At 46.6% G+C, this 25,386-nt stretch carries 26 protein-coding genes; 10 read left to right on the top strand and 16 right to left on the bottom strand.

What is annotated here, in order from left to right; all coding sequences use genetic code 11:
- Nucleotides 1-155: 155 nt before the first annotated feature.
- Complete coding sequence (bioH, locus tag HRQ85_RS21040; RefSeq protein ID WP_050633877.1) at nt 156-932, bottom strand: pimeloyl-ACP methyl ester esterase BioH; 777 nt, start codon at nt 930-932, stop codon at nt 156-158.
- Nucleotides 933-1,025: 93 nt separating this feature from the next.
- Here bioH and HRQ85_RS21035 point away from each other — a divergent pair, with 93 nt between their 5' ends.
- From HRQ85_RS21035 to cysQ, 4 genes are all read left to right on the top strand, one after another.
- The gene (locus HRQ85_RS21035) at nt 1,026-1,739 is read left to right on the top strand and encodes a ComF family protein (protein ID WP_172380519.1); all 714 of its coding nucleotides are present in this window, start codon (nt 1,026-1,028) and stop codon (nt 1,737-1,739) included.
- Nucleotides 1,740-1,848: 109 nt separating this feature from the next.
- Nucleotides 1,849-2,433 carry a Fe-S biogenesis protein NfuA gene (gene nfuA, locus HRQ85_RS21030; protein ID WP_029405734.1) on the top strand — a complete coding sequence of 195 codons (585 nt, stop codon included), beginning with the start codon at nt 1,849-1,851 and terminating at the stop codon, nt 2,431-2,433.
- 298 nt (nt 2,434-2,731) lie between these two features.
- The gene (gene nudE, locus HRQ85_RS21025; RefSeq protein ID WP_019826462.1) at nt 2,732-3,283 is read left to right on the top strand and encodes an ADP compounds hydrolase NudE; all 552 of its coding nucleotides are present in this window, start codon (nt 2,732-2,734) and stop codon (nt 3,281-3,283) included.
- Between the two features lie 36 nt (nt 3,284-3,319).
- Nucleotides 3,320-4,147: a 3'(2'),5'-bisphosphate nucleotidase CysQ gene (cysQ, locus tag HRQ85_RS21020; protein WP_172380518.1), complete on the top strand. Its 828-nt coding sequence runs from the start codon at nt 3,320-3,322 to the stop codon at nt 4,145-4,147.
- Nucleotides 4,148-4,248: 101 nt separating this feature from the next.
- Here the strand turns inward: cysQ and HRQ85_RS21015 are convergent, their stop codons facing one another.
- The 12 genes from HRQ85_RS21015 to gspC form a co-directional block, all read right to left on the bottom strand.
- A complete protein-coding gene (locus tag HRQ85_RS21015; RefSeq protein WP_172380517.1) occupies nt 4,249-5,028 on the bottom strand; it encodes a type II secretion system protein N in 780 nt (259 codons plus the stop codon).
- Nucleotide 5,029: 1 nt separating this feature from the next.
- The gene (locus HRQ85_RS21010; protein WP_172380516.1) at nt 5,030-5,518 is read right to left on the bottom strand and encodes a type II secretion system protein M; all 489 of its coding nucleotides are present in this window, start codon (nt 5,516-5,518) and stop codon (nt 5,030-5,032) included.
- 20 nt (nt 5,519-5,538) lie between these two features.
- Entirely contained in the window at nt 5,539-6,768 is a 1,230-nt protein-coding gene (gene gspL, locus HRQ85_RS21005) for a type II secretion system protein GspL (RefSeq protein ID WP_172380515.1), read from the bottom strand.
- Nucleotides 6,737-7,786, bottom strand: coding sequence for a type II secretion system minor pseudopilin GspK (gspK, locus tag HRQ85_RS21000; protein WP_172380514.1), 1,050 nt, complete (start codon nt 7,784-7,786; stop codon nt 6,737-6,739). The genes gspL and gspK overlap by 32 nt, the downstream gene beginning before the upstream one ends.
- On the bottom strand, nt 7,770-8,537 hold the full coding sequence (gene gspJ, locus HRQ85_RS20995) for a type II secretion system minor pseudopilin GspJ (RefSeq protein WP_172380513.1): 768 nt from the start codon (nt 8,535-8,537) through the stop codon (nt 7,770-7,772). Before gspJ ends, gspK begins: the two co-directional genes overlap by 17 nt.
- A complete protein-coding gene (gspI, locus tag HRQ85_RS20990) occupies nt 8,524-8,919 on the bottom strand; it encodes a type II secretion system minor pseudopilin GspI (protein WP_172380512.1) in 396 nt (131 codons plus the stop codon). The genes gspJ and gspI overlap by 14 nt, the downstream gene beginning before the upstream one ends.
- Nucleotides 8,906-9,499, bottom strand: a complete 594-nt coding sequence (gene gspH, locus HRQ85_RS20985; protein WP_172380511.1) for a type II secretion system minor pseudopilin GspH — start codon at nt 9,497-9,499, stop codon at nt 8,906-8,908. Before gspH ends, gspI begins: the two co-directional genes overlap by 14 nt.
- A 64-nt stretch (nt 9,500-9,563) precedes the next feature.
- Nucleotides 9,564-10,007 (bottom strand): type II secretion system major pseudopilin GspG, encoded by a 444-nt coding sequence (gspG, locus tag HRQ85_RS20980; protein WP_172380510.1) that lies wholly within the window; start codon nt 10,005-10,007, stop codon nt 9,564-9,566.
- 88 nt (nt 10,008-10,095) lie between these two features.
- Entirely contained in the window at nt 10,096-11,316 is a 1,221-nt protein-coding gene (gene gspF, locus HRQ85_RS20975) for a type II secretion system inner membrane protein GspF (protein WP_048661299.1), read from the bottom strand.
- A 1-nt stretch (nt 11,317) separates the two neighbouring features.
- The gene (gene gspE / locus HRQ85_RS20970; RefSeq protein ID WP_172380509.1) at nt 11,318-12,820 is read right to left on the bottom strand and encodes a type II secretion system ATPase GspE; all 1,503 of its coding nucleotides are present in this window, start codon (nt 12,818-12,820) and stop codon (nt 11,318-11,320) included.
- Nucleotides 12,820-14,844, bottom strand: coding sequence for a type II secretion system secretin GspD (gene gspD / locus HRQ85_RS20965; RefSeq protein ID WP_048618586.1), 2,025 nt, complete (start codon nt 14,842-14,844; stop codon nt 12,820-12,822). Before gspD ends, gspE begins: the two co-directional genes overlap by 1 nt.
- 41 nt (nt 14,845-14,885) lie before the next feature.
- Nucleotides 14,886-15,767 carry a type II secretion system protein GspC gene (gspC, locus tag HRQ85_RS20960; protein WP_059021855.1) on the bottom strand — a complete coding sequence of 294 codons (882 nt, stop codon included), beginning with the start codon at nt 15,765-15,767 and terminating at the stop codon, nt 14,886-14,888.
- Nucleotides 15,768-16,098: 331 nt separating this feature from the next.
- Between gspC and hslR the strand changes: the two genes are divergently transcribed.
- The 4 genes from hslR (at nt 16,099) to HRQ85_RS20940 (ending at nt 21,485) form a co-directional block, all read left to right on the top strand.
- On the top strand, nt 16,099-16,485 hold the full coding sequence (hslR, locus tag HRQ85_RS20955) for a ribosome-associated heat shock protein Hsp15 (RefSeq protein WP_048607611.1): 387 nt from the start codon (nt 16,099-16,101) through the stop codon (nt 16,483-16,485).
- An 18-nt stretch (nt 16,486-16,503) separates the two neighbouring features.
- Nucleotides 16,504-17,397, top strand: coding sequence for an Hsp33 family molecular chaperone HslO (gene hslO / locus HRQ85_RS20950; RefSeq protein ID WP_019826486.1), 894 nt, complete (start codon nt 16,504-16,506; stop codon nt 17,395-17,397).
- 337 nt (nt 17,398-17,734) lie between these two features.
- Nucleotides 17,735-19,360, top strand: coding sequence for a phosphoenolpyruvate carboxykinase (ATP) (gene pckA / locus HRQ85_RS20945; RefSeq protein ID WP_172380508.1), 1,626 nt, complete (start codon nt 17,735-17,737; stop codon nt 19,358-19,360).
- 154 nt (nt 19,361-19,514) lie between these two features.
- Nucleotides 19,515-21,485 (top strand): AsmA family protein, encoded by a 1,971-nt coding sequence (locus HRQ85_RS20940; protein ID WP_172380507.1) that lies wholly within the window; start codon nt 19,515-19,517, stop codon nt 21,483-21,485.
- Between the two features lie 37 nt (nt 21,486-21,522).
- On the opposite strand, the gene HRQ85_RS20935 is transcribed toward HRQ85_RS20940, so the two are convergent.
- Genes HRQ85_RS20935 through HRQ85_RS20925 form a run of 3 tightly spaced genes read right to left on the bottom strand, consistent with a single transcriptional unit; the run spans nt 21,523 to nt 23,822 of the window.
- Nucleotides 21,523-22,458, bottom strand: coding sequence for a bifunctional GNAT family N-acetyltransferase/hotdog fold thioesterase (locus tag HRQ85_RS20935; RefSeq protein ID WP_048612442.1), 936 nt, complete (start codon nt 22,456-22,458; stop codon nt 21,523-21,525).
- A gap of 16 nt (nt 22,459-22,474) precedes the next feature.
- Complete coding sequence (dtd, locus tag HRQ85_RS20930; RefSeq protein WP_004735590.1) at nt 22,475-22,909, bottom strand: D-aminoacyl-tRNA deacylase; 435 nt, start codon at nt 22,907-22,909, stop codon at nt 22,475-22,477.
- Nucleotides 22,881-23,822: a virulence factor BrkB family protein gene (locus HRQ85_RS20925; protein WP_019826491.1), complete on the bottom strand. Its 942-nt coding sequence runs from the start codon at nt 23,820-23,822 to the stop codon at nt 22,881-22,883. The genes dtd and HRQ85_RS20925 overlap by 29 nt, the downstream gene beginning before the upstream one ends.
- Before the next feature lie 221 nt (nt 23,823-24,043).
- Between HRQ85_RS20925 and HRQ85_RS20920 the strand changes: the two genes are divergently transcribed.
- A complete protein-coding gene (locus HRQ85_RS20920) occupies nt 24,044-24,685 on the top strand; it encodes a DUF2959 domain-containing protein (RefSeq protein WP_029235679.1) in 642 nt (213 codons plus the stop codon).
- A 31-nt stretch (nt 24,686-24,716) separates the two neighbouring features.
- Nucleotides 24,717-25,247 (top strand): AAA family ATPase, encoded by a 531-nt coding sequence (locus HRQ85_RS20915; RefSeq protein WP_172380506.1) that lies wholly within the window; start codon nt 24,717-24,719, stop codon nt 25,245-25,247.
- Nucleotides 25,248-25,386 lie beyond the last annotated feature (139 nt).

Below are 25,386 nucleotides of genomic sequence, written 5' to 3'. Positions count from 1 at the left end.
TCGATAACGGCGTTAGAGCTTTTGATTGTAGAATAACTACTTATCAAAAAGCTCTGCCTTGTTCTCAAGCCTTTTTCCTACGCTATTTTTGAACACTTACTTACTTTGATTGGTATTAGGTTATATATCGACCAAGCCGGATATAAATTTAGCGATTATTTTTGGGCGAAGCTGACCAGTTCACTGCAAAAGGCATCCGCTTCAGTCATAAACGGTGCATGTGAAGACTGAGTAAAGATATATTGCTCGGTATGAGGCAAGGCTGTGCCTAAGTCTTTTGCAACCTTGATTGGCACCAATCCATCTAATCGACCATACAAGCGCAGCATTGGCACTGAAATCTCAGGCAGTTGCTCACGCAGATCGACATCCGACAACATTTTTAATCCTGCCAATAATGATTCAGGGTTCGGCAACGGGCGAGACAGCACCGCTTGCTTGAGCTGTTTTACATCTTGTCTTGCTGAAGGGCTGCCCATCGCTTGCAATGCCATAAAGCGTTCGATGGTAGTTTGGAAATCTTCAACCAGTTGTTCGGTGAATGCGGTTAATACGTTGGGCTGGATGCCTCGCCATAATACGGGCTCTTTAGCGGCCGCGAATTTCGGAGAGCTGGCGACAGTCACCAGCTTGCTCACGTAATCTGAGTGATGGAGAGCCATGTGCGTTGCGACCAAACCTCCAAGTGACCAACCTACCCAAATCGCTTGCTTTGGTGCTTCGGCCAACAGTTGCTGAGCAATCTCTTCAAGATCTTGAGCGTGGCAGTGCGCGCTGTGTCCATACCCTGGCAAATCGACAACATGCACTCGAAAATCAGCTTGTAATGCATTAACGGTTTGTTGCCATACCGCACCGTTCATTCCCCAGCCGTGAACCAGTACTAAATCAGGCCCTTGCCCAGAAACATGCCAATATAACGCGTCACTCATTCTCAATATTCCCTACTTTTTCCATCAGCGATAATCCGCGCTTTTCAGTATGGTTAGCAAAAGGAACACCATAACCCAAAAGCATCGCGAGCTATGTTATCCGATTGGCTACAAAAACACACACCACGTCTGGTCACACCTCAATGCCACCTGTGCAAACTCGATAAACTGCCCAGTGATACACACCCTCGATGGTGCAATTCTTGTCTCAAACTCTTTGAGCCAGTGCCACGCTGTCAGCGATGTGGCTTACAAACAATAATCACTGTCGATCAGTGTGGTGAGTGTTTATCTCAACCTCCACCGTGGCATCGCCTCTACTGTGTCGGCGACTACACCTTCCCTACAGCAGGTTACATTCAGCAAATGAAGTACGCTGATAAGTTTTGGTTTGCACGTGATCTATCTAAGCTATTGGCATCACGTATCGAACATCCTGCTCCGCTGATCACCAGCGTGCCGCTGCATTGGCGCCGATACACTCATCGCGGCTTTAATCAAAGTCAGCTGCTAGTCAACTACACGGCTCAAGAGCTTGGCGTTAAAAGTGATGTGATCTTTCGTCGAATTCGCTCAACTGCTTCCCAGCAGGGGCTGACTAAATCCGCACGATCACACAATCTAAAGAGCGCTTTTGCGCTGAGAAAACAAGACTTTCAAGGAACTATTCCCTCTCACGTCGCGATAATTGATGATGTTGTAACCACCGGCAGTACTGTGTATCAATTATGCCAATTACTACTTGAAGTGGGCGTTAAAAGGATTGATATTTACTGCATCTGCCGCACTCCTGAGCCCTCTGGATAAAAGCTGTGAATCACTACTTGTACAGCAATCCAACAAAAAAGGGCTGAATTACAAATCTGACAGGAGTAGAATGGCGCTAATAACCTACAAATCTACTCAGGTATTCGTCGTGTCAAATATTACTATTACAGAAACAGCTCAAACTCACTTTGCCAATCTGCTGTCACAGCAGCCTGAAGGTACAAACATTCGTGTGTTCGTGGTAAATCCAGGCACACAAAACGCTGAGTGTGGTGTTTCTTACTGCCCAACAGATGCTATCGAAGCGTCTGATACAAAGCTTTCTTTCGAAGCATTCTCTGCATACGTAGATGAGCTAAGCCTACCATTCCTAGACGAAGCTGAGATTGACTTCGTGACTGACAAAATGGGCTCTCAACTAACGCTTAAAGCACCAAACGCTAAAATGCGTAAAGTATCTGATGATGCACCACTTGTAGAACGCGTTGAATACGCAATCCAAACACAGGTTAACCCACAGCTTGCTGGTCACGGTGGTCACGTTAGCTTGGTAGAAATCACTGAAGACGGCGCTGCTATCGTTGCATTCGGTGGCGGCTGTAACGGTTGTTCTATGGTTGATGTAACGCTAAAAGAAGGCATCGAGAAAGAACTTCTTCAACAATTCGAAGGTGAACTGACTGCTGTTCGTGATGCAACTGAGCACGATCGTGGTGAGCACTCTTACTACTAATTACTCAGCTAGTATGTATGACTGATTAAAAGGTTGATGCGCAAGCATCAACCTTTTTTGTTTTAGGGCTAAACAGATACGCTCGAACACGATCTCACTATGCTCTTGTATTCCTGAACGAAATAACCCGAATTCTCGGTTGGTTACCATCTTGAGTAAGGTATTCAAGTGATCGCAATCGGTTCCTGCTCTAATAATTCTAGGATATGAAAACTCGGATCTAGGAACTCAACGTCATTTCCCCTATATTAGAATGACTTTATAAGAAAGAATTCCAATGAGCTAAGGAGCGAGCGCAATGACAAAAAGGACCAAGCCAGAGATTTTGGCTCAGCAAACTGTCGCTCAATCAAAACTATTCTCTATCGAGTCTCTCGATTTACGCTTTTCAAACGGCGAACAGCGCACTTACGAACGCATGAAGCCTAGCGGCCGCAACGCAGTAATGATGGTTCCGATTACTGAACAAGGCGATATTCTGTTGGTGCGTGAATACGCAGCGGGCACAGAACGCTATGAACTGGGCTTTCCGAAAGGGCTTATCGATCCAGGTGAGCAGCCAAACGAAGCCGCCGTTCGCGAACTCAAAGAAGAGATTGGCTTCGGTGCCAACAAGCTTACTCCGCTAAAGGAAGTGATCCTTGCGCCCTCTTACTTCTCTAGCAAAATGACGCTGTTTATCGCAGAAGACCTCTACCCAGAAAAGCTAGAAGGTGACGAACCAGAGCCACTCGACATTGTGCGCTGGCCACTTGCTCAAGCCGAAGAACTGTTAACACATCTCGATTTCTGTGAGGCTCGTAGTATTACAGCCCTGCTTTTAAGCCTTCGTGTATTAAACAATAACTAGAACATTCAGGCTCGCTCTAAGAGTAAGAGAACATTTATGCCAATAACAAAAGATTTGTCTCACCTCCTACCCTCTGTCATTGAGATTGCTCGCTCTGCTGGCCAACTCATCTTAGAGATCTACGAGAAAAAAGATTACGAAGAGTTCACCAAGAGTGACGACACACCTGTCACCAGTGCCGATCTAGCAGCGCATAAGCTGATCTCGAAAAAACTCAGTGAGCTCACGCCTGACATTCCAGTGTTGTCTGAAGAAGCCGCGGATATCAGCCTAGAGCAACGTTCTCAATGGGATCGCTACTGGTTGGTTGACCCACTGGATGGTACCCAGGAGTTCATCGCACGAAGTGGTGATTTCGCGACAATTATCGCCCTAATCGAACATAACAAGCCAGTAATGGGAGTGGTATACGCACCCGTTTCTGGTGTGAGCTATTACGCTTACAGTGGCAAAGGCGCTTGGAAGATCCCAGACCTTAATGACAATGTGAAAATCAAAACGCATCGTCACGAACTGCCAAACCAGTCAATCGCCATGGCGATCAGCCGTCGCCAAGACATCAATCGCATCACTAGCCGTATGAGCTCAGCCTGGAATTATGATTTGGTTCCTCTAGGCTCAGCAGCGCTTAAGGCATGTTTAGTAGCAGAAGGTGCTGTGGATTGTTATCTGCGCCTTGGACCAACCGGAGAGTGGGATACAGCAGCAACGCAGTGCATTGTTGAAGAAGCTGGCGGACGTATCTTAAGTACTCAGCTAGAGCCGCTTTCGTACAATGAAAGAGAAACGCTAGAAAACCCGAACTTCATTGTACTCGGTGATGCAGATTTACCGTGGGCAGAGATCTTACAAGGCAAAGACTAAAGCCAACTGTCTTTATAGCCATAGGATATTCAAACAAAACGGGCACCTCAATGAGGCGCCCGTTTTTATATCTCGTAATTTAGCGACCCTTAGCTGTTTAGCTAAAAACGACCTTGATAAGTAAACTGGTACTTACCTTGGCTATCAGGGTTACCCAACCACTTAAGCTGACTCTGCATCGCTGGTGGGAATTCCGCCCCCGGCTTAAACCATGCTGCCGACGTGTAGCGTTGGTTAGGTGTTAGGCTCGCTGAGAACTCACTGTCTACCTGTTCGCTCTTCTGAGTGCCTTTCGCTGCAATTGTGCTGTCTTCACAGGTTATGTCCGCAATCACAGGGCCAAGGTCTAACGAACCAACAGGAGAGTCGACTGCGGCACCAGACCAAGCCAGTGTACCTTCGCCAGATTGACACCAAGGCTGAGCGTGAACCGCATGCTTAATCGTCAGTTCAACTTGCCCACCAATAGAAACCGGTACTGGAATGGCTGGAGCGTATTTCATCACGTTCATAGCAGGCATTGAAGCTACTAAGTTCTCTGCGTACGCGCCGCTCATGCTGTACCCGACACGCCCTTTACCTGATAAGTTCATGTCGCTGTTACGACCAAAACGAACCGCCAGTTCTGCTTTGGCTTGAAATAGCTTGGAAAACTGGAAGTCCCACTGCACTGAACCGTAATTGATGCGCTGCCACACGATATTGTTGGCGCTGCCTTGCCAAACGGTGCCCTCAACGCCTTCGATACTCAAACCGCGCACAGCAGGAGCCTGCTTGAGAGCAAAAGAAGCCGGCAAGTGCAGCAACAAACTGACCGAGAAAAAGACGATAAAGATGCCACTGAAGAGCAGGCCATACTTAAAAGATAAACCGCGTTTCACATTAACCTCGTTTAAACTGTAGTCGGTTGACGTCAATAACCCCAGAGTTATCAGAGCGATCAATATCCATAAACTCAACTTCAACACCCTGTTTTTCTTTCAGGTATGTAAGCCAGTCAACGAACTTATTAAAAGGCACAGGTTTTACCCACACTTGCAACATCTCGCCACGTGGTTGTACACGTATAAGCTCGATATTAAAGCGACGCATAGAAGCAGGCACAGATTGATTCAGAGGTTGACTGGCACTGATGCCACCGCTGCCTCGTAGCTCAACCACTTCATTGGCTTTGTTGGTTACCCAAGCCAGTAGTTGCTTCTCACTTTGAATACGGGTCTGCGCAAGTTCAGCTCGCTGACTGAGTGGCTGGATTAGCCCCCAATAAACGACACCGACCACCAACAGAATTGAGCAACCAATAACTAATCGTTGCTCTCTTTGACTTATTGAAGTCCACCACGCTTGGAGTGGCTCAATCATATTTCTCATCACTGATCTCCTTACGCAGGTTATTGATGGGGTTTAAGAGTAAAGCTGCCAAATACGGCATCGCCATTACGGTTTAATGGACCTTGTTCGACGGTAAACTTCTCTTCGAGCTTCACTCTCGCGGTCTCAAAATGTTGGAAGTCAGAGCTTTTCGCCTGTAGTCGAATCTCAGAACGATTACCATCGTAACGAATGCTTTCAACTTCGATTGATTTCACCTGACCTAAGGTTTCAGGTAGCAATGCTAACCAACCCAATAAAGAATCACCATCGCCTGAGCCGCCATATTTCTTGGCTTCATCGTTCATCTGGCGCTTAAGGTAGCTGACTGTCGGAATGCGTTGTTTACCTGGCAGCACAGCTCTAAAGATACGCTCACTCTCCATGCGGTAAGCTTGTGCTTGAGCTTCGAATTGCTGAACCTTCAACACTTGTTGAGTCACGATCACAGCCACCAGCAAACAAGCAGCAATCGCGACTTTCTGCCATACGCGCCAATATTTACTGAATGAAGATTTGGTTTTAAAGGTGCCAGTCAGTAAATTTACGCCGCTTGTGATCGCTTGCTGGCTCAGCAAAGACATCACCAATTCCGCAGGCTTTGCTTGCCAATTCGCGCCGCTTTGCTGTTGAACGTCTTCGTTCGGCATCGCGGTATAGCTGAAGATAGTCGTCGCTTGCTCTTCATCATCAGCAACAACCCAATCACTTTGCAAAAACATCGGTAACCATGCTTCGCTGATCGATACCGCTTGATAATTGCCTTGACGTAATAGCCAATGCTGGTCGATCTGTAATGCACTAATGCCTTGCTCTTCAAAAGGCACGGCCAGTGTATCTGGCAACACCTTACGGAAGATAATATTGGCTTCGCGAAACAGGTCTAACGCTTGCTTTAACCATTCACGATCGACACCACACACTGTCGCGTGCGTTGCGTCTTTATCTAAAATAGTCAGGTGTAAGTCTTCGATATCTTGTGCGACTTCGTCTTCTAATAAAAACGGCAGCATAGAGTCGAACTGGCGAGCAGCACCTTTCGGGATCTCAACACGCTTAATTAAGCATTCATTTCCCGGCAATAAAGCGATACAGCTGCGCTTTTCAGCGTAAGGCGTTAACTCATCAAGCTGCTCCCAGCTAGACAGTTCGCCACTTGCTATCACTTCTTGTTGGCTTGTCGACCAAACTAACCACGGCACAGGGCTTTGTGGTTCGCTACTCAGTCGAACGGTCAGAAACTCGCTCACTGATTCCTCCAAAACGACGGCGTACTACCGTCACTGTTTCTCGATTACTACTATAGAAAAGCGTCCGTATACGTACACGTGACTGCTCAACTAATACCTCTGCATCTAGCTCAAAATAGGCGCTATCTACAGTTAAATATGCTTTCGCTTTTTTGCTGACTTCGGCACTCACACCCACAATGGCCGATTCAGCCATAAACGCATCCACCGTATCCCAACCATCAAATGGGCGTTTGTCTATCAGCTGTTTGGCATCCGATTCACTTAAGCCGGGGGCAAACATCGCTTCCAATAACGGCGCCTGCTTTTCCGTAAGAGTATTCACATTCAAACGAAAATCGTCACTCGGCAGAGCACAAACAAAGGGGCGAACCTTATTCATCACCTCACCGGTAACTTGATAAACCGCTCGTAGTTCGGACTCATCGGCCATTAAGCCATTCGCCGCCAAATAAGGTGGCTTCATCGCCTCATAAGTACTGTCTTCTACACCTGCTGAAGAGGTGGTTCGGGTATCGCTATCAACAAATTCCCAGCTTGAATGCGCGATAACCTCGGCCTGATAAGGCTCAACATCTTGGTTTTCTAATAAGGTTTGCCAAACCGAGATCAAATAAGGTGTCTGGTTACTTGAAGTGGTCGTCACTCCCGCTAATGCATTGAGATTAAAGCAAGCCTGAGCATCAACGATGCGTCCCCTAACTTGACCGTAATCCAATGGGTATACCTGTTCTTCTAACGCCCATGGTTGACTTAGGTTCACGGTATCACTGTCTTTGTAGCTTTGCCTAATGCCGTCTTGCACCAGCGCTTCTACGCCAATGCTGTACCAATAAGCCTGTTGGTAATTCAGTTGATTACCAACGCGCTTGAATTGCGTAAACAGACGTTCCGACATACTGCCAGCGATAGTTGCCATGATCGCCAATAGCATCAGGATAATGATCAGCGCGACACCACGCTGCTTACGACCCATAGCAGACCTTGTCCGTGCAAGCTTGTTAGTTCGATGAGTCATTATTCCCCTCATTACTGCCTGAAGAGTCACTGTTTGAAGCATCATCGGCCTGATCTAGCGTGCCACCGAGAGTGAGATAAACACGCTCTATCTCACCATAATCTTTCAAGGTTAGCTTTAACCTTACCGCTTTCGGTAGTGATTTGTCGGTTTGCCACTCTTTCCCCCAGCGGCTTCCGTCATAAAACTCGAATTCCAAGCTTTCAACATCATCAAGCAAAGGCGTAATCACACCTTCTTGACCTGCAGGGGTATCGGGGTAACGCCACCACACACGCTCAAGTGTTTCTTCTTTAATGCGGTAACCCACTTTGGTGACTTCTCCGCGAGGAAACTGCTGCTGTGGGTTATGCCAGCCAAGGCGAGTAAACATGATGCCAACGCTGTCGGAATCCAGTAAATACTCTTTAATTAAGATCAGCTTAGATGATGCTTCTTCACCGTTGGTACGAAATTGTCGTACCGCCATCTGGCGAAAATCATTATCTAAAATGACTAAGCTACGTTGCAGTTGATTTAAACGAGCACTGCGCTCGATTGAAAGCTCGTTGCTGCGCTGAACCTGATTGACTACCTGATAAGCCGCCATGCTTAACGTGGCAAAGATAGCGATCGAGACCAAAACCTCAATTAAGGTAAAGCCTCTCCCTTTCGAAGATAGTCCTTGTTTACGAGGCACACGTTTATTGGCGGACATGCTCTTACTTAGCGACTTGCTCTGAGCTAACGACACGCTTTTAATTAACCACATAACTGCGCACCGTGACCACTGGAGAAGCTTGTTTACTGGTTGCCACACTCACATCAAACGCCTTTAATAAATCATCGCTAGTATCGATTGGCGTGACCTTCCAAAACCACTCTCTCTCGGCCAACTCTTGTGTGCCCTGCGCTTTTTTTAGCTTCTCAGGATGCAGCATCACCAAAGCCATTTGATTATCAACGACCATCGCCGCGAAGGTTTTTTCTTCTAGATAACTGAGGGTATTGATGTGCTGAGTAACAGCACGAATCACACTGATCGCCGCAGTCGCAAAGATAGCGAGCGCAACCAATACCTCAAGCAGCGTCATTCCTCGAGAACCAAGGGGCATACCACGAGAACGATAAGAAGAACGGTTATTCCTCTTCATCTTCTTCTCCCGGTTCTAGCAGTCGAATCACACCATTGTCCAATACTCGAATACGCCAACCATCTTGTACGGTGTCTCCGGTATTTGGATAAAACGACAATACAAATGGCGTCATTTCAGCACTCGACAAGATGTAGATCTGTGGTGGTTTCGGCTTCTTTTCCTCTTCAAGATCAGCAAACATATCTTCATCAAACAAGCTTCCTGGATTGAACAACCGATCATCGTCTTCCCATGCGCCACCACCTAGGGTCAGTGACAAGGCGAGTTCTTCCGGTAGTTCAGTTAAAGAGGGGATTTTTTCAAAATCGACTTCTTGCCAGCCTTCAGACTTAAGCGCCATCAGTACATAGGTCGATTTCTTTTCATCAACACGAACGCCAAAATCTAAGCCGCTCAAAATCGCCTCTTCATTGAGTAATTGAACTCGCTGATAAAAGCTTTGAGCGTATTTTTTAGCAACATCTTTGCTATTGGTAGGAATGGTCGCGATCACCGCAACCGCCGTTACTGACAGTAATACCAACACCAAAAGAATCTCAATCAAGGTGAAACCTGGCTGTGTTTGCTTAGTTTTCACCTTGTAGACTCCATCTGTTTACGTCCTACCATCAATAACGTATCAAGCAACAATAAGCAGAAGCTTATTGGAAATCCTGCATGTTCCAGTTGCCGATATCCGCAGCAATACCTTCACCACCTTCTTGGCCATCAGCACCAAGAGTGAAAATATCGATAGTGCCGTTATCACCAGGGCTTAGGTATTGGTACTCGTTGCCCCATGGGTCGTTTGGCAGACGCTTGATGTAGCCACCGTCACGGTAGTTGCGAGGCTCTGGGCTGCTTGGCTTAGAAACCAATGCATCAAGACCTTGGTCCGTTGTTGGGTAAACGCTGTTATCCAGTTTGTACATATCTAGCGCGTTCTCTAACGCCACGATATCAGTGATCGCTTTTTTTTGGTCAGCCTTTTCTTTGTTACCCAATAGGTTAGGTACAACAAAGCTCGCCAATACGCCAAGGATAACCACAACAACCATCACCTCGAGTAGAGTAAAGCCTGATTGTTTCTTCATTCTGTTTTTCATTATTTTCTCCAAATTACAGACAGCGAGTTGAAGGTAATAATGTCCTTCTTCTCGATAATCCAAAAACTAACGTCATATAAGCGGTAGGTTAGCCGCTCATTAAATTATTCATTTCAAGCATCGGCATCAGAGTCGCCATCACAATGAACAGCACTAGGCCTGCCATCAAAGCGATAAGTGCAGGCGTAAAGATACCTAACGCGATATTCACGGTCGATTCAAAGCTTTGATCCTGGTTATCTGCCGCTCTTGTCAGCATTTGCTCCAATTGACCACTCTGCTCACCACTGGCGATCATATGCAGCATCATTGGAGGGAAGAGTTTGGTTTGATCGAGCGCTTTACGCAGGCTTGCCCCCTCTCTAACACTGTCTGACGCCTGCAGTACTTGCTGCTTCACATGGTGATTCGACATAACATCTACCGCAACCTTCATCCCTTCAAGGATAGGAATCGCACTCGAGGTACAGATAGAGAGTGTTCGTGCAAAACGAGAAGTATTAATCCCTTTCGCGATCTTGCCGATCAGTGGAATGCTTAATAGCTTGCGATCCCAACTCATGCGAACACCCGGCTTTTTCAGCGCGGTCTTAATCAACACAATCACACCAATGATCAACAACAGTAATTGGATGCCCCAATTCTGGATAAATTCACTCGATGCTAATAAAAATTGTGTCGATTGAGGAAGTTCTTGGCCCATTTGGATAATAGGCTCAACGATCTTAGGTACCACGGTTGCCAGCAGGAACGAAACAATCGTCACCGCAAACACCACCAGCACAACCGGGTAGATCATCGCTTGTAGCAACTTAGAGCGCATCTTCTGACGGTTTTCTGCGTAATCAGCCAGTCGCTCCAATACCGCATCTAAGTGACCCGATTTCTCACCAGCTGCGACCATGGCTCTAAACAGTTCATCAAAGATGTGAGGGTAATCAGCCAAACTATCCGCTAGCGAATAACCTTCCGTTACCTTCGAACGAACCGCCAGTAACATGGTTCGAATACGAGGTTTTTCAGACTGTTCGGCAACGGCTTTCAAGCACTCTTCTAGCGGCATGCCTGATTGCACCAAGGTGGAAATTTGGCGAGTAATCAAAGCAAGGTCTGGCGTGCTGATACCACGCTTAAAGCTGGTCGAAGGCTGAGCACCTTTCGCTGTTTTGGCCTTGGCTTCGGTCATCTCAACCGGCATCAAGCCTTGTTCCTTTAAGCGTTGGCGAGCCTGACGAGCGTTATCCGCTTCAATCGAGCCCTTTTTACTTTTACCCTTGGCATCCAGTGCTTTGTATTCAAATGCCGCCATACTAGACTTCCTTGGTCACGCGCATCACTTCTTCTAGGGACGTTACCCCTTTCAGAACTTTGCTCAAGCCATCATCTCGAATACTTGGTGTTGTGCCACGAATTGCTTTCTCAATTGCCTGTTCACCCGCTTCACTGTGAATCAGCTCTTGTACTGAGTCATCAATCATCAGCAGCTCATGAATACCGGTACGACCTCGATAACCCTTATGGCCACACTCTTCACAACCTTTGGCATGGTAAAGCGTCAGGCTGTCTTTCTTCTTCAATCCAAACAGTTTTTTCTGCTCTTTGTCCGCTTCATAAGGTTGTTTACAGTCGTTACACAGTGTGCGAACCAAGCGCTGAGCCAAAACACCCAGCAGTGAAGAAGAGATCAAGAAGGGTTCGATGCCCATATCACGTAGACGCGTAATCGCACCGATTGCCGTATTGGTATGCAGAGTCGACATTACTAAGTGACCGGTCAAAGAGGCTTGAACAGCGATCTCTGCGGTCTCTAAGTCACGTATCTCACCAATCATTACCACATCGGGATCTTGACGAAGAATGGCACGTAAACCACGCGCAAAGGTCATATCAACCTTAGGGTTTACCTGCGTTTGGCCAATACCATCAATATCAAATTCGATTGGATCTTCAACGGTTAAGATATTGCGCTCGTTGCTGTTGAGCTCTTGCAGGCCAGCGTACAAAGTCGTTGATTTACCAGAACCCGTAGGACCAGTAACCAAAATAATGCCGTGTGGGCGCTGAATAAGCTTACGGAAGTTTTCGTGGTTCTCTGCGGTCATACCTAAACTGTGCAAGTCTAGACGAGTAGCGTTCTTATCCAACAGACGCATTACCACACGCTCACCGTGCGAAGACGGCATGGTTGAAACACGAACATCAACCGCTCTACCACCAATACGCAGAGAAATACGACCATCCTGTGGCACGCGTTTTTCCGCAATGTCTAACTTAGCCATAACCTTCACACGCGAAACTAACAGCGGAGCCAATTTACGACTTGGCGCTAACACATCACGTAACACACCATCAATACGGAAACGGATAGACAGTGACTTCTCGAAGGTTTCGATATGAATATCCGAAGCGCCTTCTTTAATCGCCTCACCCAACATCGCATTGATTAACTTGATGATTGGCGCATCGTCTTCCGATTCGAGCAAGTCTTCATCTTGTGGCAACTCTTCTGCTAATGAGAAGAAATCGTCGTTGTCGGCACCAATGTCTTCCATTAGCTGACGAGCTTCCGACGAGTCACGCTGATACGCATCGGTTAATTTTTTATCAAATTCGTCTGCGCTGATCGCTTGTGGCGTGAAGCCATTTTTCACCACACGGCTTACTTCAATGATCGCCGCCGATTTTAGAGGCTCCACGTAATAAAGTACCGGCGCACGCTCTGGGTGCTGATATTCCAACACCATCTTGTAGCGATTCGCAAAGCTAAACGGCAAGCGCTGATAAGTACGTGCCGCCCCTACCAATTCAGCCATTATTCTGTTTCCATTTGATCGATGAAGGCTTGGATTTCAGCCGGGTGATTCATATCGGCACCAAATTTAGGCAATACCGGGATGTTATCGTCATCCAACAGTTTCAGACCTTGCTCTGCCTTGTACAACTGTTCCGCTCGGATGAAGTTGTATTTACGCTGAGTGATACCATCCGCCGTCATGCCATCACGAATGATGGTTGGCTTAATGAATACCATTAGGTTCTTTTTCTCAACCTGAGTGCTGGTAGATTTGAATAAGTGCCCTAGCACTGGGATATCACCCAAGAATGGCACCTTAGATTCACTCTCTAATGCGCGCTCATCGATCAGACCACCAAGCACTAACATTTGACCATCTTGAACTATTACTGATGTATTCAATTGACGCTTAGCAAAACGCACATCAACCGCGCCATTCGCGCCCAGTACGTTCGACACTTCTTGTTCAATATTTAGCTGAACCGAATCGCCTTCGTTGATTTGCGGCACGACTTTAAGCTTGATACCCACTTCTTTACGTTCAACCGTTTGGAATGGGTTATCGTTACTTGAACCCGCCGTCGAGCCAGTTAAAACCGGAACTTCTTCGCCAACGATAAACGATGCTTCTCCGTTGTCCATTACGGTAATACTTGGAGAAGATAGGATGTTTGAATTGGAGTCGGTTGCTACCGCACTGATCAAGGCAGTCCAGTCACCCATTACCACGCTCATGGCTGCGCCATTAACGCCAGAAAGAGCGGTGGCTAAGGTTGAGTAGTCACCGTCTTCAGTAGTCGTTTCGTTTCGTAGGAAGTTATTATTCTCATCATAAACCGCAGTTGTCGTTTCAGTATCTTTAGCTTCTTCTAAACCAACCATGACACCACCAATCGATGCACCAGTATTGCTGTACTGAATCATAGAACCCGTTTCTAGGTTACCCCATTGCACACCAAGGTTTACGCCGTCGCCTTCTGCCATTTCAACAATCAGCGCTTCAATCAATACTTGAGCACGACGGATATCGAGTTGAGCGATCACATCTTGCAGCGCGTTCATGATGTCTGGCTGTGCAGTAATAACCAAAGAGTTGGTATCACTGTGAGCTGAGATCATTACTTGGTTACGTTGCGATGAGCTGCCTTTGGTTGAAGATTGTTTCTCCGACTGTAGGTTGTCCGACACGCCTTTCAGTACATCGACTAAGTCTTCTGCTTTTGCGTATTTAAGGTAGATTACCTGGTTGTTGCCTTTGGTCGCCATTTCGACATCAAGCTGCTCGATAAGCTTTCTTAGACGGCTACGAACCTTAGGGTCACCAGAAATAAGAATCGCATTGGTACGCTCATCGGCCACCAGCTTAGGCTGAAGGAATGCAGGCGTATTCTTTGCATCTGTTGTTTTGCTTAGAGCGTCAACAATACGCACCATTTCTGCCGCTGATGCATTCTTTAGCTCAACGACTTCAATCTCTTTATCACCCGCTTGGTCAACACGCTTGATGATTTCAGCTAAACGGTTTACTACCGCCGCTCGGCCTGTAATAAGGATGATGTTGGCTGGGTCGTAGTGCACAACGTTACCCGCGCCAGCATTGTCGTTCAGTTGACGAAGCAGAGGAGAAAGTTCACGAACCGAGACATTACGTACCGTCACAACACGCGTGACTACGCTATCACCAGTGATCGAATCACGGTCACCAACAACAGGGATTGCCGAAGTTTTCGAATCTTTAGCTTTGATGATCTTAAGAACACCCGAATCCATTTCAACGACCGCGTAGCCATACACCTCTAATACGTTTAAGAAGAAGCTGTAATATTGCTCTTCATTCAATACGTCGTAGCTGCGTACATCGATTTTTCCGCGCACAGATGGATCAACGATGATGGTCTTCTCTAAGTTACGACCAACAATATTAATAAACTCTTGAATATCAGTGCCTTTAAAGCTGGCACTAAAATCACTCGCGATGGCTGCGGGTGTGCAGATTAAGCTTCCTGCCAATAACCATGCACTTTTCTTAAACCAATGCTTCACGTACTTCTCCTACACTTTCGTCCTTCGTTAGACGCAAAGTTTTAAAATTCAATAAACACTTCATGTTGTTGACCATCTCTCTCGACGACGAGGTTTAGCTCTGTCAGCTCGGAGATAGAACGGAATATGTTGCCCATAGCGGCGGGGTCAGTCAGGTCTTGACCATTTAACTGAGTAGCAATATCTCCGTTTTGGAGCCCTACTGAGTTAAAAAGTTCTGAATCTTTGCCAGGGCTCACACGATAACCAATAACGCTATCGTCGCGCTTCACCTGAGACAGTCGAACATATTGGAAGATTTGTTGCGGATCTTTCATTATCTTCGCTTTAATTTCATCAAGCTTCTCTTCTGCAGAAGCCGGGTTATTACCACGAACTGAAGAAGAGCTACGAGGTGCTGCGGGCGCTGATACGGCCAAACGCTTGTACTCGATACCTTCGAGCATCAAGGTTTCGTCTCGTCCTGAGTTATCAATGATCACGCGATCGATTAATACCGCTTTGAGCTTAGCTCGGGTGCCTTCAATCTCTTCATTAATTCCGTAGGTCGCTTGCGTGCCGCGATTGGCGATCACCGCTAAGCTCAGTTTTGGATTAGAACTGGCTACTGCACCCACTAAAACGAGGTTTAATCGCGTCTTAGGCGCATCTTGGATAACTTGCTGTTCAACCACAGCGGGCGTGCTTGGGTTATAAGCACCAAACATGTTGCTCTGCTGCAAAGAAGAGATATCAAGGGTCGATTGAGGTGCTGAAGACGATGAAGCGGTTGCAGCCCAAGGCGCGACAGTTTGCTCGGCAGGTTCGATAAACCATGCAAGCTGTCCTAAGATCCATGCGGAAGCTGCAATCAATACACAACAGGTCGCTAAGCTTAGTTTCTGCTGAAGTACAAACCCATTCTCTAATAAGCGGCTCAACATAGGAGAATTCCCTACGCGATTTTTGAGCTCTAAAAAGTTCACTTTCCTAGTCCCTTTTCATGACGACAAACGCTGCAAATCATTAAACTTTCAGCTTTTTTATTCATTCGTTCGATACCAAGCTTATTTAAGCAATAAGATCCTGAACTATATCATAGCAAATCGATAAATCGGCATAACATGGCTATTTTGTATTATGACTTGAAAAAAATGCCAACCGCCTCCACTTTAAGCTTCTACTTAATGTGATAAGCATCATCAAAAACATGTTGCGCACTGTTCATTACAGTTAAACCGCATTCATTTCTCACTTAATAAGGCACAGCCCTATATGAAAACTGCTAATGAAGCTGTCAGACTCGATAAATGGTTGTGGGCAGCTCGTTTTTACAAAACCCGGTCTATTGCTCGCAACATGGTCGATGGTGGCAAAGTCCACTATAATGGTCAGCGCAGCAAGCCAAGTAAAATTGTCGAACTTGGGGCTGTGATTACACTGCGCCAAGGTAATGAAGAAAAGACGGTAACGATCGAGAAAATCTCTGCCCATCGCGGTGGAGCTCCAATCGCTCAAACCCTCTATGAAGAAACCACCGAGAGCTTGGCAAAAAGAGAAGAGTTTGCGACACAGCGTAAACTGAATGCTCATAACCCAGCTCCAGAGCGTCGCCCTGATAAGAAGCAACGTCGTGACATCATCAAGTTCAAGCATCAATAAGCTAGAAGGAATAGCCAAATGGCAGACCCAATGTCTACAAGTAATGTTTTAAATCGCTACCTATTTGAAGACCTATCAGTACGTGGTGAATTGGTACAAATGGATGAAGCGTACCAACAAATTATTTCTAGCAAGGAATACCCAGCACCAGTGCAAAAGCTACTGGGTGAGCTATTGGTATCAACAACGCTATTAACTGCGACCCTAAAGTTTGAAGGTTCTATCACGATGCAATTGCAAGGTGACGGCCCAGTATCTCTAGCAGTTATCAATGGCGATCACGATCAGAAGATCCGTGGTGTTGCTCGCTTTGAAGGCGATATCGCAGACGACGCAGGTCTACACGACCTAATGGGTAAAGGTCACCTAGTGATCACCATCGATCCTAAGAAAGGTGAGCGTTACCAAGGTATCGTTGGTCTTGAAGGTGACACGCTGGCACAAGTGCTTGAAGGCTACTTCGCTAACTCTGAACAGCTTAAGACTCGTCTATGGCTGCGCACTGGCGAGCATGAAGGCAAAGCACACGCTGCAGGTATGTTGCTACAAGTAATGCCTGATGGTACTGGTACTCCAGATGACTTCGAACACCTAGAGCAACTAACAGATACAGTGAAAAACGAAGAGCTATTCACTCTAGAAGCGAACGAACTGCTTTACCGTTTGTACAACCAAGAGAAAGTACAGCTATTCACACCACAACCGGTTGAGTTCTTCTGTGGCTGTTCACGTGATCGAAGTGCAGCAGCAATCATTACTGTTGCTCAAGAAGAGATCTACGACATCCTAAGCACCGAAGGAAGCGTTGGTCTACACTGCGATTACTGTGGCACAAACTACTCGTTCGACAAGAATGATGTTGATGCACTGTACGCAGAAGCAGCAGATAAAGGCAGCAATACGGTTCATTAATTTACGGCGTACCAAAAACACGTAATTTACCCCAAAAAGGTCAGCACTCAGCTGGCCTTTTTTGTGATCAAAATAGCGCAAACTCCGTAACATCTCGTAATAAAATCACCGCTTAATTTTAATCAATTAATAATGTTCTCGCCCCTAGCGCAAAGGTTTGCGTACAGGATAGACTAGTTGGGCCAATATGTGACGAGACGCTTAAAACCCCATGGTTAATATGGATATTTTTTGAGCTGTATCCCTGTTTCCCCCGAGTCTCGTTGCTAGCATGGTGAGCAGATAACAATAAAAAATTAATACAAAATCCCTACAAAATATCCTACAAGGAGCACCTATGACCGTTATGGAACATACAAAGGCTGCACAAATTGATCTAACTAAGCACGGACTGACTGGCGTTACTGAAGTTCTTCGTAATCCTAGCTACGAGCAGTTATTCGTTGAAGAAACACTGCCAGGTTTGGAAGGCTACGAAAAAGGCGTAGTAACGGAACTAGGCTCTGTTGCGGTAGACACTGGTATCTTTACTGGCCGCTCACCAAAAGATAAGTACATTGTTAAAGATGACACGACCCGCGATACCATGTGGTGGTCAGATCAAGGCAAAAATGACAACAAACCGATTACAACTGAAGTATGGAATGAGCTGAAAGAGCTTGTGACAACTCAGCTATCTGGCAAGCGCCTGTTTGTCATCGACGGTTATTGTGGTGCTAACCCTGATACGCGCTTAAGCGTGCGTATTATCACTGAAGTAGCGTGGCAAGCACACTTCGTTAAGAACATGTTCATTCGTCCAACAGACGAAGAGCTAGCAACGTTCGAACCTGATTTCGTGGTAATGAACGGTGCTAAAACAACTAACCCTAACTGGAAAAAGCAGGGTCTAAACTCTGAAAACTTCGTTGCTTTCAACCTAACAGAGCGCGTTCAAATCATCGGTGGTACTTGGTACGGCGGTGAGATGAAGAAAGGCATGTTCGCAATGATGAACTACCTGCTTCCTCTGCAAGGCATTGCTTCAATGCACTGTAGTGCAAACGTCGGCGAGAAAGGCGATGTAGCGATCTTCTTCGGTCTATCTGGTACAGGTAAAACTACGCTTTCAACCGATCCTAAGCGTGAGCTAATCGGTGATGATGAGCACGGTTGGGATGACGATGGTATCTTCAACTTCGAAGGTGGTTGTTACGCGAAGACGATTCGTCTATCTAAAGAAGCAGAACCTGAAATCTACAATGCAATCCGTCGCGATGCACTACTAGAAAACGTAACGGTTCGTGGTGATGGTTCTATCGATTTTGATGACGGTTCAAAAACTGAGAACACTCGTGTTTCTTACCCGATTCACCACATCGACAACATCGTTAAGCCAGTATCAAAAGCCGGTCACGCTCAAAAGGTTATCTTCCTGACTGCTGATGCATTCGGTGTACTACCACCCGTTTCTAAACTGACTCCAGAGCAAACGAAGTACCACTTCCTATCTGGCTTCACTGCGAAACTAGCGGGCACTGAGCGTGGTATTACTGAGCCAACACCAACGTTCTCTGCGGCATTTGGTGCGGCATTCTTAACTCTTCACCCAACTCAGTACGCTGAAGTGCTAGTGAAGCGTATGGAAGCGGCTGGCGCTGAAGCTTACCTAGTGAACACAGGTTGGAACGGTACTGGTAAACGTATCTCTATCCAAGATACTCGCGGCATCATCGACGCTATCCTAGATGGCTCAATCGACAACGCTGAAACTAAGGTTATCCCTATGTTTAACCTAGAAGTACCGCTAGCGCTGCACGATGTTGACCCAGCGATCCTTGACCCACGCGATACGTACACTGACCCTCTACAATGGGAAAGCAAAGCGAAAGATCTAGCAGAGCGCTTCATCAACAACTTTGATAAGTACACTGACAACGCTGAAGGTAAATCACTGGTTGCGGCTGGCCCTCAACTGGACTAACCCAATCATCTGCTCGGGCTTAGCCAAAAGCGAACGCCCAATTTAAAGTGATATTTTTGTAGCAAGCCCCTCTTTTGAGGGGCTTTTTTGTTGCTGCTTGCCCCTTTTTGTTCCACTCTGTTTTGAGACTATTGAAATTTAAGGCTTTCAGGGAATGAAAAAGGTATTCATGGTGTTCGGCATTGTGTTAGCTATCGCCGTTGCAACTATCGCAGCGTTGCTATTAAGCCTGCAGACCCAATACCGTGCGGATGTTGCTAACTTTTTTATCAAACATACGATTGAACAACCTGTACTCATTGAAGATGTTGAGTATCAGGCGCCTTATCACATCACCTTAATGGGCATTACCCAAAGCCAACCAGAAAAGCAGACACCTCTGTATATCGACAAGATCGAGCTTTGGTTCAGCCCCAGCTCGATTACAGAAACCAAACTGGTCTTTGACTCTGTTTTGATCAGTGGCCTGCAGTTAGAAGCAAACGATCTAAAAACACTGACATTTTTATTTACCCAGCCAAACATCAAGCTCCACCAGCTGGCCATCAACAATCTCGACTTTTCGACGCCAGAGTTTAATGCGCGAGGCATCGACCTGCAGATCTCCGACCCAAAATGGAACAACGACAATTCACTTCTCCCTTATGGAAAAACCCAACTCTCTGCCTCACAACTGTATTGGCAAGGTGAGGCATTCGATAATCTGTTGATTGACCTAGAACTCAAGCCGAGTGACAGCACCCTTTATGGTGCTTCATTTGACTGGCGTGGCGCCAAGATATCCGGCCAAGCAGAGCAGTATCAACAAGATTGGTCGTTAGTGAATGTGACCGTCGATGGCTTACGACTCAATCAGGAACAGACTCAAAGCCTACTAAGCAAAGAGTGGGATGTAGCAGGTATTCAGATCAATCACATCAATAGCTTAGATATTCTACGCAGCGACGTAGAGTGGCAAGATGGCCACCTTGCAGCCTTTGATGCCTCACTAGAAAATATCCAATTGCCTTTTGAAATCTGGAAGCAGCAGAAAGCCATTTTCTCTCTGCAAGCAGAAGGAGTGACCATTGATGATGACATGTTCATCGAGCCAAGCCTCAAGCTCAACCTAGAACCAGACCAAATTTTGATTGAGGATTTCTATACTCAATTCCTACAAGGCACTGTTCAGCTCAATGGCGAAGTCACCCCTAGCAGCATTCAATTAGCGCAGCTCGACCTGCAAGGCATCAAGTGGATTACCGAAAACCAAGATAGCCCTCTCCCGGCCGCTCGCCTATTACCTTGGCTCACACAACTCCAGAACGTCGAGATTAACCGGCTTAATATAGAACGCAGTCAACTCATCCAACTCGCACAACAACCTTACTGGCAGGTCTCTGGATTACATGTCGAGGGGCATCAAGTTCAGCTGCTGCAAGATAGAAAACTGGGCTTGTGGCAAGGGAAGCTGATGGCGAGCGCCAATGATGCCAGCTACCAAAATATTCTCAGCGCACAGCCTGTGGTTGAGATGAATAGCGAACAAGGGAAATGGACGCTAACACGTCTGTTTGCACCACTCAGGAATGGCTACATTGAAGCCAATGCAACACTCGACTTTAACCAAATCAGCAAGCCATGGAGCTTAGATATTTCTGCCGATGGGTTACCGATAGCGCCTATGCTGCAGCGACTTGAATTACCACTCGATGCAACCGGTTATGGCGAGTTTGAACTTCAAGCTGCAGGTTTATATGGCGACTCACTGATGCTCGGTTACTCAACCACAGGGCAACTCACTGGCAGCGTTCGCCAGGGTGTGATGACCTTTAATGACAAGCTTTCTGAAACATCGACTGATAACGTGTTTGAAATTCCAGAGCTTAATGCGCATTTTGACCGTGGGCGCTTCACTCTCGAACCGATGCACATTATTGGTGCATCAGCAGCAGAGCAAGGCGAACAAAGGGTTCAAACGCTCAATGGCGAGGCTTCTGGAGAACTCGACTTGCTTAAAGCTGAGCAACACACCCTCTCGATTACCCTATCGGACCCATGTCATCAAATCTCAGGAAAGCTCACCCAAGCTGAGTATTCGGAGATTAACGACTGCCAACAAAAAAGCGCCACTCCTCAGGAGTAGCGCTTTCAGTCAATATCGACAGCATTACCGGTGTTAGCTATTCGCTCACATTGGTATCTGTCGAGAGTACCTTTTTGTAGTCAGGGATCAGCATATAGGTTCCCGTAAACTCTACCGCTTCCACATCGCCGCTATGAATGGTCACGTGAATGATGATACGTGCCTTTCTTCCTGACGCAAGGCGATCCAAGTCGCCACTGATCCCATCCAATGAAGTAGAGGCAACAGGGTTTTGCTCAACCGGGTGACGATAACGAATATTACTGTCTGCCAGCACGATATCACCGGTCAGCCCGCGTTCTTTCATCAATAACCAAGTCATCCCCCAACCAGTTAAGGTCGCTAAGGTAAAGGCAGAGCCTGCAAACATGGTGTTATGAGGGTTCAAGTTGGGATTCAGCTGAGCACTACACTCAAATTGGTAACCCGTGTATTGGTTGATCTTGATGCCCATCTTGTCACTGATCGGGATCTGATGTTCCCAGCGCTGCTGAAGCTCATTACACCACTCAGGCTTGCGTAGAACGTCTGCCATTGGGTCAAGATGCTTAACCATCTGTTGGTGACGCACAGGGCCACGTTGATCGTTAATCTCACCGCGACGTTCAAATTCATTCTTCTCATAGAATGAGATCGCATCTTCCCGTGCATTACACACCAAGCGCTTAGCACCCTCTTGGCGAGCCAATGACTCAAGTGCGACTAGAATCAACGAACCCATGCCTTTACTTTGGCGAGATTTTTTCACCGCCATGTAGCGGATCTGACCTTCCAGATCTGGGGTGATATACAGACGACCAATCGCCATCGGGCGACCACGACCATCAACAATCATGCGATGGTGGCTCATTGGGTCATATTCATCGCGCTCAGAACCTACCGGCATTCGCCAAGGTTCACGGAGCATCTGCCAACGAAAATGGTAATACTTGTTTAGCTGATTTTCGGTGGTTGGTGTTATGAGTTTAAACATGCTTATTCCTTTAAGCCTAAACCTGCAGCCAGAATGTCACTGGGCCATCATTAACCAAAGACACTTTCATGTCGGCAGCGAATCGGCCACGTTCCGTTGGCAACACTGATTCACACTGGTCAGAGAAATAGTTGTAAAGACGCTCAGCATCTTCTGGGTGAGCACCACGAGAGAACCCTGCTCGAGTCCCTTTCTTGGTATCGGCCGGCAGAGTGAATTGAGACACCACTAATACCTTACCTTCTACCTGCTTCACGTTGAGGTTCATTTTATCGTCTTCATCTCCAAAGACACGATAAGTGGTCACTCGTTCCATCAAACGTTTGGCTTTGGCTTCGTCATCACCTTTTTCTACGCCTAACAGAACCAATAAGCCTTGCTCAATCTCACCAACTACTTCGCCATCAACACGGACGGCAGCTTCACTTACTCTCTGGATCAGTGCTATCACTGTTGTTTCCTTGCTCTGTGATTTTGTCTTTATCCGACGAGTGTACCATTTCTTTCGAGTCACTCCACTGTTCCTGCTCACCCAATGCAGCGGTCACCTCAGCACCCACCAGCACAATCAACCAGCACAAATAAACCCACACAAAAAGAATTGGTATTGCCGCCAATGCACCATAAATCAACTGGTAAGAAGGGAATTGAGTAATGTAGGCCGCGAAGCCTTTCTTACTGAGTTCGAACAACAGAGCCGCCACTAGAGAACCTGCAGCCGCATGAGAAAAGTGTATCTTTTTGTTGGGAACCAAAAGGTACAGACCGAAAAACGCAAAGAAAGAGAGAATCAAAGGAAGTTTGCGAATCACGGTATTAAAGGCGCCAGACACCACCTCGTTTTGCAACAAGCTCAATGATGTCACATAAGAAGTGGCTGCAATGCTCGCCCCAACTAGAATAGGTCCTAGCGTAAGCACCATCCAGTACATAGAAAAAGACAGCACTGCACGTCGCTTCTCGTCGACACGCCAGATGTAGTTTAAGTTCTTATCAATATTCGAGATCAGCATCAGCGCTGCAATAAATAAGAACACACTACCCACCGCCGTCATTTTTCCGGTATTGGCAACGAACTCTAACAAGGCGCCGTGCACCGCATCCCCAGACGCGGGAACAAAGTTGGTAATAACGAAGTTTTGAATCACGATACCAACATCAGCAAAGATGGAGAATGACGACAAGATAGAGAGCAGAACCGTCAGCATCGGTACGATCGAGAGCAAGGTAATGTACGCCAAGTAGCCCGCATTCACATTGACTCTATCGTGCGTCATCCGCGCTAAAAGGTAGCGAGAAAACTGAATACTGAGTGTGGCGACCTTTTTTATCTTCAACTTGTAACTCCCTTGTAACTCGTTCATAGTCCTAATTAATATTCCGACATATCCATCACAGTAAGAAAATGTTCAAAAATAGCGTAGGAAAAAGGCTTGAGAACAAGGCACCCCTTCTCGGCAAAGAATAGTTTTGATAAGTAGTTATTCTACAATCAAAAATTCTAACGCTGTTATCGAGCATTTTAACAAGCTAGGTTGAGCAGTTATTTACTACGATTGATATTATTTAACTATAGGAAACTAGGATGCCTTATTTAATAGTTATAGTCCTCTCTATTTTTACTCTTACTGGATGCCAGTCAGCTTATTACTCCGCCATGGAGCAAGTGGGCTATCACAAGCGTGACATTATGGTTGATAGAGTGGAAGACGCTAAAGAGTCGCAGCAGGATGCTCAGGAAGAGTTTACCAGCGCACTTGAAGCACTCAGCAGCCTGACTAACTTCAGTGGCGGCGATCTTGAAGACATGTACAACCAAATCAACGATAAATACCAAGACAGCGAGAAAGCGGCGCAAAATGTCAGTGACCGCATTGCTGCGATTGAAGATGTGTCGGATGCGCTGTTTGAAGAGTGGCAGAGTGAGTTAGATCTCTACACCAGTGATTCACTGCGCCGCTCGAGCGAGCAAAAGCTTCGTGAAACTAAATCGTCTTACCAAAAGATGCTGTCAGCAATGAAGCGCGCCGAGAAGAAAATGGACCCCGTGCTCAATACCCTTCGCGACAACACGCTTTACTTAAAACATAACCTCAATGCGAGCGCTGTCGGTTCACTGCAGGGCGAGTTTATGAGCTTAGAAAAAGACATCGCCTACGCGATAGAACAGATGAATGCTGCGATCGCCGAATCGGATAAATTCCTTGCTCAACTGAACCAGAAATAACGCCCGTAGACACAAATAAATATAAGCCCGTATGAACCCAATCATTATTACTGGCGGCCCTGGCGCCGGAAAAACCACATTGATCAATGCCTTGGGTGATGCGGGTTACCCCACCTTCGCAGAGTCCTCTCGTCAGTTAATCGAACAGCAGAGCCAACTTGAGAACGGTATCTTACCTTGGTTAGACCTTCCGGGCTTTGCTCGCCTATGTTTAACCGTCATGAGTGAACAAAAAGACCAAGCCAGTCAGCATCCAGTTGCCTTTCTCGATCGCGCCATTCCAGATATCTGTGGCTACTTGGCTCAGGCGAAACTAGAGATAAACACAACCTACCGAGAAGCGAGCCAAGGTTATCACCCCCAAGTGTTGTTCTGTCGCCCTGAAGCTTCAATTTATGTGCAAGATGATGTGAGACCTTATCCGTTTGAGGAGGCGCTAGAGATTCACCACGCTTTAGTAACAGTCTACCAAGAACTTGGCTATGAGGTGGTTGAAGTGCCGTTTATGCCAGTCGATGAGCGGCTTCAATTCGTTGAGCGTTACTTAGGTATCAAAAGCTAGATCCCCAACTCGGTAGTGCCTCCCTCTTGAGGATGACGAATACTTGAATACTCTTCGTATCTAACATCTCACTTACTTGTATCCAGCCAAACTTTCGTCATTCCCTACTGTGATAGGAAGTCTTTTAGATGCCTTAAAA

It is taken from the genome of Vibrio sp. Vb339 (assembly GCF_902751245.1).
Lineage (GTDB): Bacteria > Pseudomonadota > Gammaproteobacteria > Enterobacterales > Vibrionaceae > Vibrio > Vibrio coralliirubri.
The sequence above is the reverse complement of the archived record's forward strand: the minus strand, read 5'-3'. Positions and strand labels throughout refer to the sequence as shown.

Excerpts from the sequence above, each read along its gene's own strand:
- bioH (WP_050633877.1), bottom strand. The coding sequence starts at position 932 with ATGAGTGACGCGTTATATTGGCATGTTTCTGGGCAAGGGCCTGATTTA.
- HRQ85_RS21035 (WP_172380519.1), top strand. The coding sequence starts at position 1,026 with ATGTTATCCGATTGGCTACAAAAACACACACCACGTCTGGTCACACCT.
- nudE (WP_019826462.1), top strand. The coding sequence starts at position 2,732 with ATGACAAAAAGGACCAAGCCAGAGATTTTGGCTCAGCAAACTGTCGCT.
- cysQ (WP_172380518.1), top strand. The coding sequence starts at position 3,320 with ATGCCAATAACAAAAGATTTGTCTCACCTCCTACCCTCTGTCATTGAG.
- HRQ85_RS21010 (WP_172380516.1), bottom strand. The coding sequence starts at position 5,518 with ATGAGAAATATGATTGAGCCACTCCAAGCGTGGTGGACTTCAATAAGT.
- gspK (WP_172380514.1), bottom strand. The coding sequence starts at position 7,786 with ATGACTCATCGAACTAACAAGCTTGCACGGACAAGGTCTGCTATGGGT.
- gspJ (WP_172380513.1), bottom strand. The coding sequence starts at position 8,537 with ATGTGGTTAATTAAAAGCGTGTCGTTAGCTCAGAGCAAGTCGCTAAGT.
- gspI (WP_172380512.1), bottom strand. The coding sequence starts at position 8,919 with ATGAAGAGGAATAACCGTTCTTCTTATCGTTCTCGTGGTATGCCCCTT.
- gspG (WP_172380510.1), bottom strand. The coding sequence starts at position 10,007 with ATGAAAAACAGAATGAAGAAACAATCAGGCTTTACTCTACTCGAGGTG.
- gspF (WP_048661299.1), bottom strand. The coding sequence starts at position 11,316 with ATGGCGGCATTTGAATACAAAGCACTGGATGCCAAGGGTAAAAGTAAA.
- gspE (WP_172380509.1), bottom strand. The coding sequence starts at position 12,820 with ATGGCTGAATTGGTAGGGGCGGCACGTACTTATCAGCGCTTGCCGTTT.
- gspC (WP_059021855.1), bottom strand. The coding sequence starts at position 15,767 with ATGTTGAGCCGCTTATTAGAGAATGGGTTTGTACTTCAGCAGAAACTA.
- hslR (WP_048607611.1), top strand. The coding sequence starts at position 16,099 with ATGAAAACTGCTAATGAAGCTGTCAGACTCGATAAATGGTTGTGGGCA.
- hslO (WP_019826486.1), top strand. The coding sequence starts at position 16,504 with ATGGCAGACCCAATGTCTACAAGTAATGTTTTAAATCGCTACCTATTT.
- pckA (WP_172380508.1), top strand. The coding sequence starts at position 17,735 with ATGACCGTTATGGAACATACAAAGGCTGCACAAATTGATCTAACTAAG.
- HRQ85_RS20940 (WP_172380507.1), top strand. The coding sequence starts at position 19,515 with ATGAAAAAGGTATTCATGGTGTTCGGCATTGTGTTAGCTATCGCCGTT.
- HRQ85_RS20935 (WP_048612442.1), bottom strand. The coding sequence starts at position 22,458 with ATGTTTAAACTCATAACACCAACCACCGAAAATCAGCTAAACAAGTAT.
- HRQ85_RS20925 (WP_019826491.1), bottom strand. The coding sequence starts at position 23,822 with ATGAACGAGTTACAAGGGAGTTACAAGTTGAAGATAAAAAAGGTCGCC.
- HRQ85_RS20920 (WP_029235679.1), top strand. The coding sequence starts at position 24,044 with ATGCCTTATTTAATAGTTATAGTCCTCTCTATTTTTACTCTTACTGGA.
- HRQ85_RS20915 (WP_172380506.1), top strand. The coding sequence starts at position 24,717 with ATGAACCCAATCATTATTACTGGCGGCCCTGGCGCCGGAAAAACCACA.